This is a genomic window from Sanguibacter sp. TS_SC_8, from assembly GCF_055361235.1.
Map to the genome: position 1 here is coordinate 2,147,238 of NZ_CM143955.1, position 16,426 is coordinate 2,163,663.

General features: G+C 69.4%; 17 protein-coding genes. 14 read left to right on the forward strand and 3 right to left on the reverse strand.

Annotation, left to right across the window (positions count from 1 at the left end):
- Positions 1-47: 47 nt before the first annotated feature.
- From ACWA15_RS09700 to ACWA15_RS09720, 5 genes are all read left to right on the forward strand, one after another.
- The gene (locus tag ACWA15_RS09700) at positions 48-1,013 is read left to right on the forward strand and encodes a manganese catalase family protein (protein ID WP_464054882.1); all 966 of its coding nucleotides are present in this window, start codon (positions 48-50) and stop codon (positions 1,011-1,013) included.
- A gap of 72 nt (positions 1,014-1,085) precedes the next feature.
- Positions 1,086-1,988: a hypothetical protein gene (locus tag ACWA15_RS09705; RefSeq protein WP_464054883.1), complete on the forward strand. Its 903-nt coding sequence runs from the start codon at positions 1,086-1,088 to the stop codon at positions 1,986-1,988.
- Positions 1,985-2,431, forward strand: coding sequence for a phage holin family protein (locus ACWA15_RS09710; RefSeq protein WP_464054884.1), 447 nt, complete (start codon positions 1,985-1,987; stop codon positions 2,429-2,431). The genes ACWA15_RS09705 and ACWA15_RS09710 overlap by 4 nt, the downstream gene beginning before the upstream one ends.
- On the forward strand, positions 2,428-3,057 hold the full coding sequence (locus ACWA15_RS09715) for a DUF3618 domain-containing protein (protein WP_464054885.1): 630 nt from the start codon (positions 2,428-2,430) through the stop codon (positions 3,055-3,057). The genes ACWA15_RS09710 and ACWA15_RS09715 overlap by 4 nt, the downstream gene beginning before the upstream one ends.
- A gap of 2 nt (positions 3,058-3,059) precedes the next feature.
- A complete protein-coding gene (locus tag ACWA15_RS09720; RefSeq protein WP_464059474.1) occupies positions 3,060-3,476 on the forward strand; it encodes a CBS domain-containing protein in 417 nt (138 codons plus the stop codon).
- Here the strand turns inward: ACWA15_RS09720 and ACWA15_RS09725 are convergent.
- Entirely contained in the window at positions 3,465-4,505 is a 1,041-nt protein-coding gene (locus tag ACWA15_RS09725; RefSeq protein ID WP_464054887.1) for a LacI family DNA-binding transcriptional regulator, read from the reverse strand. The genes ACWA15_RS09720 and ACWA15_RS09725 overlap by 12 nt on opposite strands.
- 192 nt (positions 4,506-4,697) lie before the next feature.
- Between ACWA15_RS09725 and ACWA15_RS09730 the strand changes: the two genes are divergently transcribed.
- The 4 genes from ACWA15_RS09730 to ACWA15_RS09745 are packed head-to-tail and all read left to right on the forward strand — an operon-like array spanning position 4,698 to position 10,160.
- Positions 4,698-7,799 (forward strand): glycoside hydrolase family 2 TIM barrel-domain containing protein, encoded by a 3,102-nt coding sequence (locus ACWA15_RS09730; protein WP_464054888.1) that lies wholly within the window; start codon positions 4,698-4,700, stop codon positions 7,797-7,799.
- 2 nt (positions 7,800-7,801) lie between these two features.
- A complete protein-coding gene (locus tag ACWA15_RS09735) occupies positions 7,802-8,260 on the forward strand; it encodes a NanQ anomerase/TabA/YiaL family protein (RefSeq protein WP_464054889.1) in 459 nt (152 codons plus the stop codon).
- Positions 8,261-8,313: 53 nt separating this feature from the next.
- Positions 8,314-9,822 carry an amino acid permease gene (locus ACWA15_RS09740; RefSeq protein ID WP_464054891.1) on the forward strand — a complete coding sequence of 503 codons (1,509 nt, stop codon included), beginning with the start codon at positions 8,314-8,316 and terminating at the stop codon, positions 9,820-9,822.
- Positions 9,819-10,160 carry a hypothetical protein gene (locus ACWA15_RS09745; protein ID WP_464054892.1) on the forward strand — a complete coding sequence of 114 codons (342 nt, stop codon included), beginning with the start codon at positions 9,819-9,821 and terminating at the stop codon, positions 10,158-10,160. Before ACWA15_RS09740 ends, ACWA15_RS09745 begins: the two co-directional genes overlap by 4 nt.
- A 97-nt stretch (positions 10,161-10,257) precedes the next feature.
- Here ACWA15_RS09745 and ACWA15_RS09750 read toward each other — a convergent pair whose 3' ends face one another.
- Complete coding sequence (locus ACWA15_RS09750; protein WP_464054893.1) at positions 10,258-10,476, reverse strand: hypothetical protein; 219 nt, start codon at positions 10,474-10,476, stop codon at positions 10,258-10,260.
- Positions 10,477-10,593: 117 nt separating this feature from the next.
- Here ACWA15_RS09750 and ACWA15_RS09755 point away from each other — a divergent pair, with 117 nt between their 5' ends.
- From ACWA15_RS09755 to ACWA15_RS09770, 4 genes are all read left to right on the forward strand, one after another.
- The gene (locus ACWA15_RS09755; RefSeq protein ID WP_464054894.1) at positions 10,594-12,477 is read left to right on the forward strand and encodes a DUF4037 domain-containing protein; all 1,884 of its coding nucleotides are present in this window, start codon (positions 10,594-10,596) and stop codon (positions 12,475-12,477) included.
- Positions 12,459-13,118: a DUF4125 family protein gene (locus ACWA15_RS09760; RefSeq protein ID WP_464054895.1), complete on the forward strand. Its 660-nt coding sequence runs from the start codon at positions 12,459-12,461 to the stop codon at positions 13,116-13,118. The genes ACWA15_RS09755 and ACWA15_RS09760 overlap by 19 nt, the downstream gene beginning before the upstream one ends.
- Positions 13,119-13,247: 129 nt before the next feature.
- Complete coding sequence (locus ACWA15_RS09765) at positions 13,248-13,883, forward strand: hypothetical protein (RefSeq protein ID WP_464054896.1); 636 nt, start codon at positions 13,248-13,250, stop codon at positions 13,881-13,883.
- Between the two features lie 138 nt (positions 13,884-14,021).
- The gene (locus ACWA15_RS09770) at positions 14,022-15,257 is read left to right on the forward strand and encodes an alpha/beta hydrolase family protein (protein ID WP_464054897.1); all 1,236 of its coding nucleotides are present in this window, start codon (positions 14,022-14,024) and stop codon (positions 15,255-15,257) included.
- On the opposite strand, the gene ACWA15_RS09775 is transcribed toward ACWA15_RS09770, so the two are convergent.
- A complete protein-coding gene (locus tag ACWA15_RS09775) occupies positions 15,241-15,681 on the reverse strand; it encodes a DUF1801 domain-containing protein (RefSeq protein ID WP_464054898.1) in 441 nt (146 codons plus the stop codon). The two genes, ACWA15_RS09770 and ACWA15_RS09775, sit on opposite strands and share 17 nt — an antisense overlap.
- A 125-nt stretch (positions 15,682-15,806) precedes the next feature.
- Between ACWA15_RS09775 and ACWA15_RS09780 the strand changes: the two genes are divergently transcribed.
- Entirely contained in the window at positions 15,807-16,424 is a 618-nt protein-coding gene (locus ACWA15_RS09780; protein WP_464054900.1) for a dihydrofolate reductase family protein, read from the forward strand.
- The last annotated feature ends 2 nt before the right edge of the window (positions 16,425-16,426 follow it).

Sequence of the window (16,426 nt, forward strand, 5' to 3'; positions counted from 1 at the left end):
GTGCACCTTCCGGGCGAGGGAACCTCTCCAGCACGGGAAGGACCACGATGTATCTGCACGTGCAACGCCTCATCAACGAGATCGTCCCCGACGAGCCCGACCCGGCGGCAGCGAATGCGCTGCAGGAAGGCCTTGGAGGCCAGTTCGGCGAGATGCGCACGATGATGCAGTACCTGTTCCAGAGCATGAACTTCCGCGGCGCAGCCGCGAAGCCCTACCGCGACCTGCTCCAGGGCATCGGCACCGAGGAGATCAGCCACGTCGAGCTGATCGGCACGACGATCTCCCGGCTGCTCGACGGCTCCCCGCGCTACAACGGGAAGAAGACTGACCCTCTCGACACCCCTGGTGCCGGCGGGGAGATCCCGTTGCGGCTCGCTCTCGACGAGGGCAACATCCACCACTACCTCGTCGCTGCACAGGGTGCGCTGCCTGTCGATTCCGCAGGAAACCCGTGGAGCGGGAGCTACGTCTACAACTCCGGGAACCTCGTGCTCGACCTGCTCTACAACCTCATGCTCGAGTCGACCGGGCGTCTGCAGAAGTGCCGGATCTACGAGATGACGCAGAACAAGACCGCACGATCGACGGTCTCCTACCTCATCGTCCGCGATCAAGCACACGAGAACGCCTACGCCAGGGCGCTCGAGACGCTGGGCGTGGACTGGGGCAAGCTGCTGCCGATCCCCAAGACCGACGCAGAGCGGTTCCCAGAGGTGAAGAAGCTTCTCGACCTCGGGCTGCAGAGCAAGCAGTACACCTTCGACCTCACCGGCGCCTCCGAGGCGGGAAAGATCTTCCGGGGCATGTCGCCCTCGGGCGACGGCACCGAGCTCGACGCGAGCGAGCAGGCACCGGCCGGTGTCCCGTCGACCATCGCGGACGAACGCTTCGAAGAGTATGCCCCGGGACTCGACCCCGAGCTCCTCGCCCTCATCCAGGCGACCGCAGACATCGAGATGGCTGACGTCGACCCGGTCTACGGCCCGGTCTCACCCACGTCGAGCTCCTGACCACCTGGCCCGCGGCATCCACGGTCGGGGCCAGCCGCCGCAGCACTGCTGCCCCGTGTGAAAGGTATGACCATGACGGATCCCTCCACCAGCTCGGGCTACCCGACCGAGCCCACCGAGCCCACCGGCCCGATCAACCCGGCGGTTCCTGCCGGGCGCGGGCCGACGCCGCCGACGCCACCGTCACCACCCACGCCGCCGACCCCTCGATACGGCACCGGTGGCACTGGGTTCGACGACGAGCACGAGAGCGGCACCCGCGCGAAGGCGGCGCACGTCGCCGACACCGCCAAGGACGAGGCGGCGGACCTGGCCGGTACGGCCAAGGACGCCGCGGGGTCGGTGCTCGAGGCCGAGAAGTCGATGGCCCGCGACACCACCGCAGAGGCCGCCGATCAGGCGAAGGCGACGTTCGCCGAGGCGAAGGTCCAGGTGAAGGACCTCTGGGAGCAGAGCCGTGGCGAGATCTCCGAGGGTGCCGGCGTGCAGCTGCAGCGACTCTCGGCTGGTGCGCGCACCGTCTCCGACGAGCTGAGCACCATGGCGTCCGCGAGCGACGACCCGGGTATCGCGAGCGACCTCGCCCGCCGAGCGTCGGAATACCTGGCGACAGCGAGCGAGTGGCTCGACAACCGCGGACCGGAAGAGGTGCTCACCGACGTCAAACAGTTCGCCCGTCGTTCACCGGGCACCTTCCTCGCGATCGCCGCCGGCTTGGGACTGGTCGTGGGGCGCGTCACCCGCAGCCTCAAAGACGACGCAGACGACTCAGACGACTCGACCGCACAGGCACCGCCGCTCCGCACGACGAGTGCATACCCGACGCCTGCGAGCACCATGCCCGCAAGCACCACGCCCGGGTTCGGTGCGCCCGGAACCGGCGCGACGGCGGACGAGGGAGCTCGCACGTCGGGCCACGTCCCCGCCTCCAGGCAACCTGGGGCCGACCCGCTCGACGGTGGTGAGCTGCGATGACCGTCCCGCCCTCCGACGCACCGCACCCCCCGGCCCGCGACCCCGCGGACTCATCGGTGGGCGAGCTCTTCGGTGAGGTCACCCGTGACTTCTCCGTCCTCATCCGGCAAGAGATCGCGCTGGCGAAGGCAGAGGCGCAGGACAGTGCGAAGAAGGCCGGGAAGGGTGCTGGGCTCTTCGCGGGTGCTGGCTGGGCGACGCACTTCGTGCTGCTCTTCCTCTCTCTCTCGCTCTGGTGGGCCCTCGGTGCCTGGATCGGTGAGGGGGACCGGGAACCCGCTCTCGGGTGGTCCGCGCTCATCGTCGGGCTCCTGTGGGCCACCGTCGCGGCGGTGCTCGCGCTCCAGGGCAGAACACAGATGAAGAAGACCAAGGGCCTGCCGCAGACCGCGGAGACCCTGAAGAAGATTCCCGACGCGCTCAAAGGTGAGGAAACATCATGACGACCAACGACCCAGACCGGATCCGCGCCGACATCGAGGCGACCCGTGCCGCGCTGAGCCAGGACGTGGACAACCTCGAGGAGAAGGTCAACCCCTCGAAGATCGCCCAGCGCCAGACCGACAAGGTGAAGTCTGCCGTCTCCGGCGTCAAGGAGAAGGTCTTCGGGGCCGCGACCGATGCCGGGGACAGCGCCCACGACGCAGCGCACGCGGCCACCGAGGCTGCGAAGGGTGCGCCCTCGGACGTGCGTCGCTCGACCCGGGGCAACCCGCTCGCCGCAGGTCTGGTGGCCTTCGGCGCGGGCATGCTTCTAGCGGCGCTGATCCCGGCGACCCGCGCGGAGAAGCAGGCGGTCCACGCGGTCAAGGAGGACGAGGGAGTCCAGCACGTTGCCGAGGAGATCAAGAGCGCGGCCCAGGACCTCGGTGCCTCGCTCCAGGAACCTGCGACCGAGGCGTTCACCAGCGTCAAGGAGACCGCGATGGAGGGCGCCCAGCAGGTGAAGGAGACAGCCGCCCGCGGCGCCCAGGACCTGACCTCCGAGGTCCAGCACGGCACCGAGCAGGTCAAGGATCAGGCGCAGCATGCCCGCGGCGCCGTGCAGGACACCAGAGAGCAGGACTGATGATGACCAGTGTGCGAGAGATCATGACCCCCGACGCCAAGTGTGTCGGCGAGCACGAGACACTCGAGGTTGCCGCCCAGATGATGCGTGACCTCGACGTGGGGCAGCTGCCGATCTGCGGCGACGACGAGAGGCTCAAGGGCGTGGTCACGGACCGCGACATCGTGGTGCGGTGCGTGGCCGACGGGGGCAACCCCGCCACGACGACCGCCGGTGACCTGGCGATGGGCAAGCCGGTGACGATCGGCGCGGACGACACCGTGGACGAGGCCATCGCGATCATGACGGCCCACCAGGTGCGACGTCTCCCGGTCATCGACGGGCACAAGCTCGTGGGCATGGTCAGCCAGGCCGACATCGCGAGGTCCTACCCCGCCGACCGGGTCGGTGAGCTCGTCGGGCTCATCTCACGGGGATAGCGTCCTCGCCCTCGACTGCGTGCTCTCGCGGTCGATGACCTCCGGGGACAAGAGCACCGTCCGGGGTGGTCCGCCCGCGACCATCTCAGCTGCGAGGGCGACAGCGGTCTTGCCCTGCTGCCAGAAGTGCTGGTGCACGGTGGTGAGCGTGGGGGTCGCCATCGCCGCGACCGGGTGATCGTCGAACCCGATGACCAGGACGTCCTCGGGCACCCTCAGTGTGTGCTCACGCAGCGCCTGCACCACCCCGACCGCGATCCTGTCGTTCCCGCAGGCCACCGCATCGAAGACGGCGCCGGACTCAGCGAGTGCGGCACCCGCCCGGTATCCGGCCGGGGTGTCCCAGTCGACGTAGGAGATGTCGGGGAGGAGCCGGCTGGCCAGCACCCGCCGGAGGCCTTCGACACGGTCGGGGGTGGCGGGGTTGTCCGCGGGACCCATGATCGCTGCGACGCGGGTGGCACCGCGGGCCAGGAGATGCTCGGCCGCCAGGCTCGACCCGAGGACGTCGTCGGAGTAGACGGAGGAGAAGATCCCTTCGTACCGGCGACCGTCGAGCTGGCCGCAGAGGACGACGGGGATGTGGGCGGCCTGGAGCTCGTCGAGCATGCCGTCGTCGACATAGGGGGAGATGTGGATGACGGCGTCGACCGTCCCCCGCTTGAACATCCGCAGTCCCTTGGCGCGTTCTTGGCTCGTCGCCATCGTGAACAGGACCGGCACGACGGGAGTGGAGGCCAGCCCGTCGGTGATCCCCTTGAGCACGGAGGCGAAGGTGGGGTCCGTCAGGAGCTCGTCGATCGGTTCGGTGAGGACGACGGCGTAGGCCTCGGCGGTCCCGGTCGCGAGCTGGCGCGCGGAGGCTGAGGCGGTGAAGCCGGTCTCGGCGATGGCGCGGCGCACGGCCTGCTCCCGCTCGGCAGTGACCGTCGCGGCTCCGTTGAGGACTCGGGAGACCGTCATGTGGGAGACACCCGCGTGCGCAGCCACATCCCGGATCGTCACCTTCTTGGGGCGGGACACCGCCATCACGTGCCTCCTTGGTCCGTGTCACCGGGTGAAGAGCGTCTCGGTGAACGTGGTGAGTCTATCGTCTGACGCCCTCACCTGGGCCCTTGCATCCCATCCGTGTTACCGGTAACGTCCCTCTCGAGTTACCGGTAACGCAGCGATGCGCCTCCGGTCCAGCTACCGCTCGACAACGACGACGAGGTGACGAGAGTGTCAACGCATCGGTGGGAAGACCCCGCCAGCACGGGAGCCGGCCGGCTCCCAGGCCATGCCTACTTCTTCGGCTACGATCGCCCGGAGGCCGCGGCCTCCGGTCAGCGTGGCCTCTCCCAGGGATTCACGTCTCTGTCCGGTGAGTGCCGCTTCCGGTTCTACGACCACCCGGCCCGCGTGACGGCGTCGGACCTCACCGAGCGCTCGGTGACGCAAGGGCACCCGGCACCGGGCTGGGCCACGGTGAACGTTCCCCACCTGTGGCAGCTCGACGGCTACGGCGACCTCCAGTACACCGACGAGGGATATCCCTTTCCGATCGACGTCCCGCACGTGCCGTCGGACAACCCCACCGGGGTGTACCAGTTCGACGTCGAGCTCGCCCCGACCGCCGACGGCGCCGAACGGATCCTGCGCCTCGACGGGGTCGAGGCCTACGTCGAGGTGCACGTCAACGGCGTCGAGGTCGGGTGGTCGAAGGGCTCACGGCTGGCAGCCGAGTTCAACATCACCTCCGCCGCCCGCGACGGCGACAACCTCGTCACGCTCAAGGTCCTCCAGTTCGCCGACTCGACGTACATCGAGGACCAGGACATGTGGTGGGCCTCGGGTGTCTTCCGCGACCTCTACGTCTACGAGCGACCCGCGGCGCACCTCGCCGACTACATCATCCGCACCGCGCTGGTCGACGACGACGCCGCGCACCTCACAGTGGGTCTGGTCGTCACCGGGCAGGCGCGAGTCACCTGGCACGTGCGGGGCGCGGACGGCGCGCAGACCCTCGCCGCCGGCGAGACCGACACCCCTGCGGGCACACAGGACATCGACGTCGTCATCCCCGGTGTGTCCTGGTGGAATCCCGAGCAGCCCACCCTGTACCACCTCGACCTCGCGGTGCTCGACGCCGCCGGGCGCGCCACCCAGCACGTCAGCGCACGGTTCGGGTTCCGGGACCTGACCATCCGCGACGGGCTGATGTGGCTCAACGGCTCCTACTTCACCATGCACGGGGTCAACCGCCACGACCACGACGACCGGTTCGGCCGCGCCGTCGGCATGGACCGGGTCCGCCGTGACCTCGAGCTCATGAAGCAGCACAACATCAACGCGGTCCGCACCTCCCACTACACCAACGACCCCCGGTTCTACGAGATGTGCGACGAGATCGGCCTGCTGGTCGTCGCCGAGACGGACCTCGAGTCCCACGGCTTCGCCAACGTCGGAGAGATCGGACGGATCACCAACGACCCCGCATGGCGCGCCGCCTACGTCGACCGCATCGAGCGGCACGTGCTCGCCCAGCGCAACCACCCCAGCATCGTCCTGTGGTCACTGGGCAACGAGTCCGGGGACGGCTGCAACATCACCGCGATGTACGAGCGCTGCAAGGCACTCGACCCGACCCGCCCGGTGCACTACGAGGAGGACCGCGACGTCCGCGACGTGGACGTCATCTCGACGATGTACTCCCGCGTCTCCCAGATGAACGACTTCGGCGAGCACCCCCACCCCAAGCCACGCATCCTGTGCGAGTACGGGCACTCCATGGGCAACGGACCAGGCGGGCTCTCGGAGTACCAGCAGGTCGTCGACCGCTGGGACTCGATCCAGGGCCACTTCATCTGGGAGTGGGCCGACCACGGCCTGCGGGAGGTCACCGCCGACGGGCAGGTCTTCCACCGGTACGGCGGTGACTTCGGGGACTACCCGAACAACGCGAACTTCTGCATCGACGGCATGGTCTTCCCCGACCAGCAGGCCAGCCCCGGCCTGACCGAGTACGCGCAGGTGATCAGTCCGGTCAAGATCGAGGCCGCCGACGGTGGCCTGCTCGTGCGCAACGGCTACTACTTCACCAGCCTCGCCGACATCGACCTCGTCGTCACCGACCTGGTCGACGGCGTCGTCGCGGGCTCGGTGACGGTCCCCGCCGGTCCCGTCCCGCCCCGGGAGTCCGCCGTCGTCGCCGTGCCCGCGGCCGTCACGGCGCCGGGCCAGGAGGTCCTGCGGACCGTGTCCGCACTGCGGCGCAGCGCCACCACCTGGTCGCCCCCGCACGCGCGGATCGGTGTCTACCAGTTCCCCGTGGGGCCAAGCCCCGACACCGCGGCTGGGACCTCGCTCGCACCGGTGGCGTTGCTGGCGCGGCGCCCGCTCAGCGTGACCGAGGCACCCCACACGCTCACGGTCACAGCCGCGTCCTCGACGTGGACCTTCGACACCCTCACCGGGCGGATGCTCACCTGGCGGGGCGCCGGCCGCGAGCTCGTCGTGCGCTCGCCCAAGGTGCAGATGTGGAAGCCGCTCATCGACAACCACCAGCAGGAGTTCGACGCGCTGTGGCACCCGCGGCACCTGCAGGTCATGCAGGAGTCGACCCGCGGCGTCCGCGTCGAACGGCCTGAGGGCGCCGTGACCGTTGTCGTCGAGACCACGCTCGCACCTCCGGTGCTCGACTTCGGGATGCGGGTCACCTACCGCTGGGAGCTCTTCGACGACGGCGCAGCGCGACTGTCCGTGTCCGGCGTGCCCTATGGCGACTACCGGGACATCGTGCCCAAGATCGGCGTCGACCTCGGCCTGGCCGTGGACTGCGACCAGGTCGAGTTCTACGGGCGCGGCCCAGGGGAGAACTACTCCGACTCCCAGGCCTCCCAGGTGGTGGGCAGGTACGCCACGACGGTCGCGGACATGGTCACGCCGTACGTCGTCCCCCAGGACTACGGCAACCACCAGGACGTGCGCTGGGCCATGCACAAGGACCGCCACGGCCGCGGACTGGTCTTCGCGGCGCAGGACTCGCTGCTCAACTGGTCGGCCTGGCCGTACACGAGCGGGCAGATCGACGCCGCACGCCACGTCACCGATCTCGTCGCCGACCCGGCAGCGCTCACCGTGAACATCGACCACGCCCTGCTCGGGCTCGGCTCGAACTCGTGGGGCTCGGAGGTGCTCGACTCCCACCGCGTGCGGTTCGCGGAGTTCGGCTATTCCTTCCTCATGGCGCCGCTCAACGCCGGCGACACGGACCCCAACGTCGTCGTGCACGCGGTGCGCGCCGCGCACCCTGCCAACCCTGCCAGCTCTGCGGAGGCCTGACCGTGACGCTCTACGCATCCAAGGACGCCTTCGTGGCGGCCCACGCCGGGACGACCAAGTGGGACCGCATGGCGACGGCGATCGCGAACGGGACGACGATCCACGCCGGCGTGGCCCACTCGATCGGGGACTCCCTCACCTACTGGCGCACCACGGCCGCCGACCTCGCTGCGGAGACCTTCGTCGGTCACCGCCGGTACCAGACGGTGTTCTACGTGCTCGACGGCGCAGCCCGCGTCGAGCTCGTCCCGGGTACCTCACGGATGCCTGCCGGGGCCTACAGCGACCTGTCCGACCGAGAGCCGTTCACCTGTCAGGGCGAAGCCCCGGTGGTGTCCCTCGCCCAGGGCCAGATCCTCGCGGTGCCGATCACGAGCGCGTGGCGGATCGCCGCTCAGTCGCCCGCACAGCTTCTCCAGGTTCGCCTCACCGTCGAGGGCGCAACCTTCCACAACAAGTAGTGCCGAGTCTCCCGCAGTCCCTCCCCAGACGACTTCTTCAGAAAGATACGACCATGACCGAACGCAAGAACATCGGTGGGTTCATCCTGTTCACGATGGTCATCGCGGCAGTGTTCAACTTCCGCAATGTCATCAACAACTACGTGGCGATCGGCACGCTGGCGGCGCCAGCCTTCTTCGTCGCCACGATCATCTACTTCATCCCGTTCACCCTGATCATCGCGGAGTTCGTCAGTCTCAACCGGAACTCCGAGTCCGGGGTGTACCAGTGGGTGCGGTCATCCCTGGGTGGGCGCTGGGCCTTCTTCACGGCCTTCTGCTACTGGTTCGTCAACCTCTTCTACTTCATCTCGCTGCTGCCGCTCATCATCGTCTACGCGACGTACATGATCGCGGGCAAGGGTGTGCAGATCGAGACATGGGCCATCGCCGTCATCTCGATCGTCATCTTCTTCATCGCGACGTGGATCTCGACTCACGGTGCTGCCTGGATCGGGAAGGTCACCTCCTTCGGCGCCACGCTCATGCTCGCCATGGCACTCGTCTTCATCGTGGCGGCTGTCCTCGCCCTGCTCGGTGGGATCACGGCGTCCAACGACATCTCGATCGCCGGCATGAAGCTTGACCCGACCTCGGGCATCACCACCTGGGCGTTCCTGGGTACCCTCGCCTGGATCATCCAGGGTGTCGGTGGCGCCGAGTCGATCGGGGTCTACCTCAACGACCTGCGCGGGGGAGCCAAGGCGTTCGTCCGTACCATCGTCGTCGCGGGAGTCACCATCGGACTCATCTACACGCTGGGCACCTGGCTCATGGCGGTCTTCGTCGACAAGAACGACGTCAGCTACGAGAACGGTGTCTTCGTCACCATGGCGGCCGCCGCCGAGCACTTCGGCATCTCCGGCTCGCTGACCATCCGGATCGTCGGCGTGATCATGCTCGCCGCCACCCTCGGCGGCCTGATGATCTGGACGTCCGCCCCCGTGAAGATCTTCTTCTCCGAGATCCCCGAGGGTGTCTTCGGTGCCAAGCTCGTCGCGCTCAACGAGCACGGCGTGCCCGTGCGCGGCGCCTGGCTCCAGTTCGCCATCGTCGTGCCGCTCCTGGTGATCCCGACCATGGGCGCGGGATCGTCGGTGGATGCGCTCCTGAAGATCGTCATCAACATGACCGCGGCCACCGCCCTGCTGCCTCCGGCGCTCATCCTCGTCGCGTACTGGGTGCTCCGGAAGAAGTACGACTCGGCCGGACGCAGCTTCGTCATGGGTGGTCGTAAGCTCGGCCTGGCGATCGCGTCGTTCCTCGTCGTCCTCTTCATGGTGTGCTTCGTCGCCGCAACCTTCCCCGAGGACCAGGCGCTGTGGCTCACCCTGGTCTACAACGTGGGAGGGGTTGTCGTCTTCCTCGGGGCCGGCCTGGCGTGGTACGAGCGGTACATCCGCCGCCTGCGGGCCCAGGATCCTGAAGCCGCCGAGCGTGAGCTGCGCCCGAGCGCGTTCGAGCAGTCCGCGGCCAACGCCGCGCAGGACGCAGCGGAAGCCGACACGGTGGTCACCGGATGAGCGGCGACCTGATCGACCTCGCCCACTTCAAGACGCTCGAGATGGTCATCGGCCGGATCGCCGAGGTGGTGCGGCACCCGAAGGCCGACCGGCTGTACATCGTCCAGATCGACGTGGGGCGTGACGCCCCGGTGCAGAGCGTCACGAGCCTGGTCCCGTACTACACGGTGGACGAGCTCACCGAGCGCAGCGTCGTCGTGCTGATGAACCTGGAACCGGCAACGATGCGCGGGGAGGTGTCGGAGGCGATGCTCCTGTGCGCCGAGACCCCGGACGAGTCCGTGAGCGTGCTGCTGACTCCGTCACGGGACATGCCACCAGGCACACCCGTGGTCTGAGCGCTGCGGCGCTGGACCACCCGTCTCACCAGAACGATCAACGACAGCAGGTCAGCGAGCGTGCCGACCTGCTGTCGTTGACGTTGGGGGCTGCTGCTCAGCGGTCGCACTCGCACAAGAGGTTGTACTCGACGACCTGTTCGCCCGGTTGCGCCCACGCCTCGGCCTCGGCGTAGGAGGAGAACGAGCGTCCGGCAAGCCGGCCGTTGGGCAGGAGGACACCGACCGAGATGTGCTCCCGCGGGTCGTCGGGGTCGACCGCTACCTCGAGGTCGACCGGCTGCTCGAGGTCGACAGGTGCTGGTGTGGTGCTCATGCCCCCAGTATCCTCCGCGAGGGCGCATCGCGGTAGGTCGCTGCCCGGTCGTCCGCCGCGCTCTCTCGTGACCAAAGCCCCACGGTCCGGCGGCGGCGGTGTGGCACCGTGGGCGGGGTGCACCACACGTCCCGCTACGACTGCGACGCCTTCCTCCGCGGTCTCGACGCCATCTTCGACGCCCACGAGGGCGCCACGCGCGCCGAGCCGTTCCTGCTCGCCGCGCTCACCGAGGCAGAGCACCTGCACGACGACGGCGCGCAGCTGACGATCCTCAACGAGCTCGTCGGCTTCCTGCGGTCCCAGAGCCGGCACGACGACGCGGTCACGGCCGGCAGCACGGCGCTCGCCCTGGTGGCCCGGATGGGGGTCGAGGGCACCGACGCCCACGCGAGCACGCTCACCAACGCGGCCACGGCCCTGCGCGCCGCCGGACGCCACGACGAGGCGCTCGACCTCTACCGCCAGGCCCTCACCACGAGCGAGGCCGTCCTGCCCCCGACCGACCGGCGACTCGCGGCCCTGCACAACAACCTCTCGATCCTCTTCTCCGAGACGGCCGACCAGCCGCGGGCCGCCGACGAGCTGGTGGCCGCGCTGGCGATCCTCGAGGCGTCTTCGCCCGATGCCACCCGTGACGTGGACATCGCGACGACGTGCACCAACCTCGCCCTCGTCTGCTTCTCGCTGGGCCGGGCTGCCGACGCCGCCGAGCACGTCGAGAGATCGATGGCGATCTATGCCGCGAGCGGGCACGAGAACGACGCGCACTATGCCTCCGCCGTCGCCGGTCACGCGGAGGCGTGCTTCCGGATGGGGCGGCTGGGGGACGCGGTCACCATGTACCGCACGGCGCTGGGCATCATCGCCGAGTGCTACGGGACCACGAACGACTACTACGCGATCACCGCAGCGAACCTCGCCGAGGCCGAGCAGGCCGAGCAGGCCGAACAGGCCGAACAAGCGCCCGCCGTCGGGCGTCCGGCGCCGCCACCGATCACGGCGCCCCCGATCACCGGGCCCCCGACCACCGGGCTGGCGCTGGCGCGCGAGTACTGGGAGGTCCACGGCAGACCTCTCCTGGAGAAGTACCCGGACCAGCGCGGACGCATCGCCGTCGGGCTGGTCGGGCACGGGTCGGAGTGCTACGGCTTCGACGACGAAGCCTCCCGCGACCACGACTTCGGTCCAGGCTTCTGCCTGTGGCTCACGGCTGACGACCACGCCGCGATCGGGGCCGACCTCCAGGCCGACTACGACACGCTGCCCCGGGAGTTCCGGGGCGTCCGGGCACGGCGCGAGACGCCCCGAGCCCGCGGGGACGGGCGCCGGGTCGGGGTCTTCGAGATCGGCGACTTCCATGAGCAGATCACGGGCTACCGCCAGGCACCGGCTGCGGACCGGGTCCACGAGTGGCTGATGCTCGACGAGGCGACGCTCGCCGCGGCCACGAACGGTGCGGTGTTCGCCGACCCGTCGGGCGCCTTCGGCGCGGTCCGCGGCAGCTTCACGCGGATGCCGCGCGACGTCCGGCTGGCGCTCGTCTCGCGCCGGCTGGGGATGATCTCCCAGGCTGGGCAGTACAACGTCCCGCGCATGCTCGCGCGCGGCGACGGCGAGGCGGCGTGGCTCGCCGTCGCGGAGTTCACCCGCGCCGTCGCCTCGGTGGTCTTCCTGCTCAACGGGCCGACGTCGGCCGGGTACCTGCCGTACTACAAGTGGCAGTTCGCCGCCCTGCGCAGGCTCAGCGACCGGATGGGCTCCCGGCTCCCAGGGGTGAGCGGGGACCTGTCCGAGGTGCTGCGCCTGGCGTCGGCTGCGTGCTTCGCGGGTGCCGCGCCCGCGGCCGAGCGGATGGGCGAGGCCATCGAGCAGATCTGCCGACAGATCACGACCGAGCTGCAGGTCCGCGGGCTCACCAGCAGCGACGACCCGTTCCTGGAGCACCAGCGCCCCTTCGTCGAGGCGCACATCGACGACGAGTGGCTGAAGAGCCTGTGAGCCAGGGGACGCAGGACCCGGAGCGGCTGGCGGTCGCCGCACGCGTCGTCGAGCACGAGTGGGCGCAGTTCCAACGCGTCAACAACGAGGGTGGGCGCGCCGACTGCCAGGGGGACTGGCCGACCTTCCACCAGATGCGGATCAGCCAGTTCCTCACCTGGCCGCTGCCGCTGCTGGAGAGCTACGCGGGCGACCTCGACGCCGCCGACGCGACCGGGCGGAACCTCCTGACGGAGAAGTACGCCCGGATGATGTCCTCGACCGAGCCCGTCCGCTACGCCCGCGAGATCGCCCCGCACCTGCCGGTCCTCGACGTCGCCCGGGTGGCGCGGCAGGAGGAGATCATCGCCGTCCAGGTCGCCTGGGCGGCGGCCTTCCGGGAGCGCTACCCGCGCCTGGGCCGGGCTATGCGCGTGCTGAGAACCCCCGAGGACACGCTGGCCGACACCTCCTTCGAGACGTACCTGCGCGGTGAGCTGGGCACGTACTCCGCCCCCACCCTTGGCCTGTACCGGGACCTCATCGAGGCGACGCGGTCGGTGGGGGAGAACCTCACCGCGCAGACCATCACGTGGACGGTCGTGCTCGGCGGGTTCGCGGGACTGGCCGAGGCCGAGGACGCTCAAGAGCGCGACGCCTGACGACAGACCGTGCGCGGGTTTCGACAGGTTGGCCGGCGCGCCGCGGGGCGGCGGCGCGCGGGTGCTCAACTTGCTCTGGTCACGTCGGTCGCATGAGGGTGGCAGGCGCCGTCGCAGGAGGATCCCCCCATGTTCGACCGCATCCAGAGCGCCTGGCGCAGGTTCTCCGAGGAGAAGCCCGGACTGGCCCAGTTCGTCATGTTCATGCTGCTGAGCCAGGGCATGACGGTGCTGCAGCTCGTCATGATGCCGGTCTTCCGCTGGCTCTTCGGGATGACGGAGCTCGTGGCGACCGACTTCCAGGTGCTGGCGCTCGGCACCAACGCGGACGGCACGTCGTTCTTCATCTTCGACTACGCGGCCGGTGCGCTCCCGGACGGCGGCGGAGGCCTGGCCTACTTCCTCGCGGTCCAGATCACCCTGCTCATCGCGCAGATCATCAACTTCTTCGCCCAGCGCAACATCGCGTTCAAGTCGAACTCCAACGTGTGGCGCGCGGCCATGTGGTACTCGATCGCCTACGTGATCATCACCTTCGCCGCGGCCGCGCTCCAGAGCTTCTACAAGGACCCGATCTACCAGGCCATGATCGACCGCTGGGGGACCAGCGGGGAGACCGGGGCTGACGTGGTCACGATGCTCATCAACGCCATGATCTCCTTCGCCGTGTTCTTCCCGATCTTCAAGATCATCTTCAAGCGGGTGCCCGAGACGGGCCACGACGACGCCGTCCCCGCACCGCAGGCCTCCGTCCTCCGCTCCTGAGGGGGGCACCGGCGAGCATCTCGACCGCCGCGCGGCCGTTCCCGCTTGTAGTCTCGGGAGAGGCACCCGTCGACAGCGTCGTCGGCGGGACCTCTCCCGACACACGCGCGATGGCCACCGCCAGCGAAGGGGACTCCCATGGTCAACCACAGTCCGTTCACGGCCGGCTTCTCCGGCAACCCTGACTTCGACTACGAGATCCGCGTCGTGCTCGGGCACGCCGTCAGCGGGGCCTCGGACGTCGGCGAGGTGCTCGCGGCGGTCGCGGGCGTCAAGGACAAGGACCACGAGGCGTGGTTCACCGCCTGGTCGACGCTCGGCGACCGGGTCGCCGCTCAGGCCGACGACGCCGCGGCAGGCGGCCACGCGGTGAGCGCCGCGGCGGCGTCCCTGCGTGCGTCGACCTACTACGCCGTCGCGGTCAACGCGTCGTCCGCGCTCGAGTCCCAGGACCAGCTCGTCCCGACCTTCCGCAAGCACCGCGCGGCGTGGGACCGGTGGGTCGACGCCGTCGACCTCGACGTCGACCGGGTGGCCATCCCCTACGAGTCCACGACCCTGCCCGGGTACCTCTTCCGTGCGCCGGATGCGGCCACGGGCTCAGGCCCGCGGCCGGTGCTCGTCGCCGTCAACGGCTCCGACGGGTCGCTTCCGTCGCTGTGGAGCGCGTGCGTGCACGGGGCGCTGGTGCGCGGCTACGACGCGCTCGTGTTCGACGGGCCCGGGCAGCAGTCGATGCTCTTCGACCACGACACCCCGTTCCGGCCCGACTTCGAGGCTGTCCTCACCCCCGTCCTCGACTGGCTCCTCGCACGCCCCGACGTGGACGGCGACCGGGTGGTCGTCTACGGCATCAGCCAGGCCGGCTACTGGGTGACCCGTGCGCTGGCGTTCGAGCACCGACTCGCGGCGGCCGTCGTCGACCCCGGCGTCGTGGACGTCGCCGCGTCATGGACGACCCAGATCCCGCACAGCCTGCTCAAGCTGCTCGACAAGGGCGACGACCACGCCTTCGACCGTGACATGGAGCTGGGCATGCGGCTGTCCAGGACCACGGCCCGCACCTGGCGGTTCCGGGCCCGCCCCTACGGCGCGGCCGGCTACGCGGCCACGCTGCGCGAGGTGCAGCGGTACGACGCGACCGACGTCGCCGGGCGTGTCACCACGCCGCTGCTCATCACCGCCCCCGAGGACGAGCAGTTCTGGCCCGGTCAGTCCGAGCGCCTCGCCGAGCTCACCTCGGACGTCTCCACCCTCGTGCGGTTCACTGCCGCCGAGGGCGCCGACCGGCACTGTCAGCCGCTCGCCCGCGGGCTCACCGAACAGCGGATGTTCGACTGGATCGACGAGCGGCTCGTCAGGTCCACTCCGTGAGGCGCCCGGCGTGACGCACGAGCTCCTCGAGCACCTCCAGATCGAGGTCGTCGGCCGACGCGAAGGAGATGCTCGCCGCTCCGACCTTGACCTTGCCGAGCCGGTCGCGGTAGAGGTGCGACAGGTACTGCCCGTCCTGCGCGGCATTGACGTACAGGCTGAGGTAGTTCTTCTGCCGTGCCAGGCCGACGACGAACCAGCGCACGACCTGCCCCTTGGGTCGGTGCTGCTCGGTGTTGCCGTAGCCGATGATCGACTGGCTCGTCCCACCCCAGAACACCCCCTGCCACAGGACCCGCGCAGCGCCCGGGAGGGCACCGGCGATGATCGGGTCGAGGGTGGCCATCGACCCGTCCGGGTCGTTCGCGGCGATGAACGCGTCGACGGACTCGTGGGTGGGGCCGACGGAGCCTGAGGTGGTCATGACGCCATGCTAGCCAGTTCCGCTCGCCGGGCACCGGCGGGCGTGCCACCGTAGGTCCGAGGACCGCCCGGCGTGGTCCGAGCCTGCAGACGACGACCGAAACAACGATCGAAGGGACTTCCGCGATGGCGAAGATTGTCTCGACCTTGTTCATGGCGCTCGACGGAGTGGTCGAGATCGACCCGGCGTGGCACTTCCCCTACTTCGACGAGCACATGGGCGCGGCCGTCGACGAGGACTACACCGGTGTCGACGCCCTGCTCCTGGGGCGGGTCACCTATGACAGCTTCGCCGGGGCGTGGCCGGGACGCGAAGACGCCGGGGAGGAGGACGCCGAGTTCGCGAAGCGGCTCGGCGACCTGCCCAAGTACGTCGCGACGCGGGGCGCCGGTGACCTCGGCTGGCGCAACGTCGAGAAGATCGAGGGAGACCTGGTCGAGGCGGTGACCGCGCTCAAGGCGACGCCGGGGATGGCGAAGGTCCTGGTCGCCGGGTCGATCTCGGTCGTCCGCCAGCTCCTCGCGGCCGGACTCGTGGATGAGCTGAGTCTTCTGATCCACCCGGTCGCCGCGCGCGTGGGGGAGCGGCTCTTCGACGAGGGCACCCCGATCTTTCCGCTGCACCTGCTGCGCTCGGAGATCTTCCCCACGGGTGTGGTCCACCTCGTCTACGCCCCCGCGGAGCTCCCCGGCCACGAAGGGTATGAGGACATCACCGCGAACGTGCCGGGGGCGGGGACCTGACC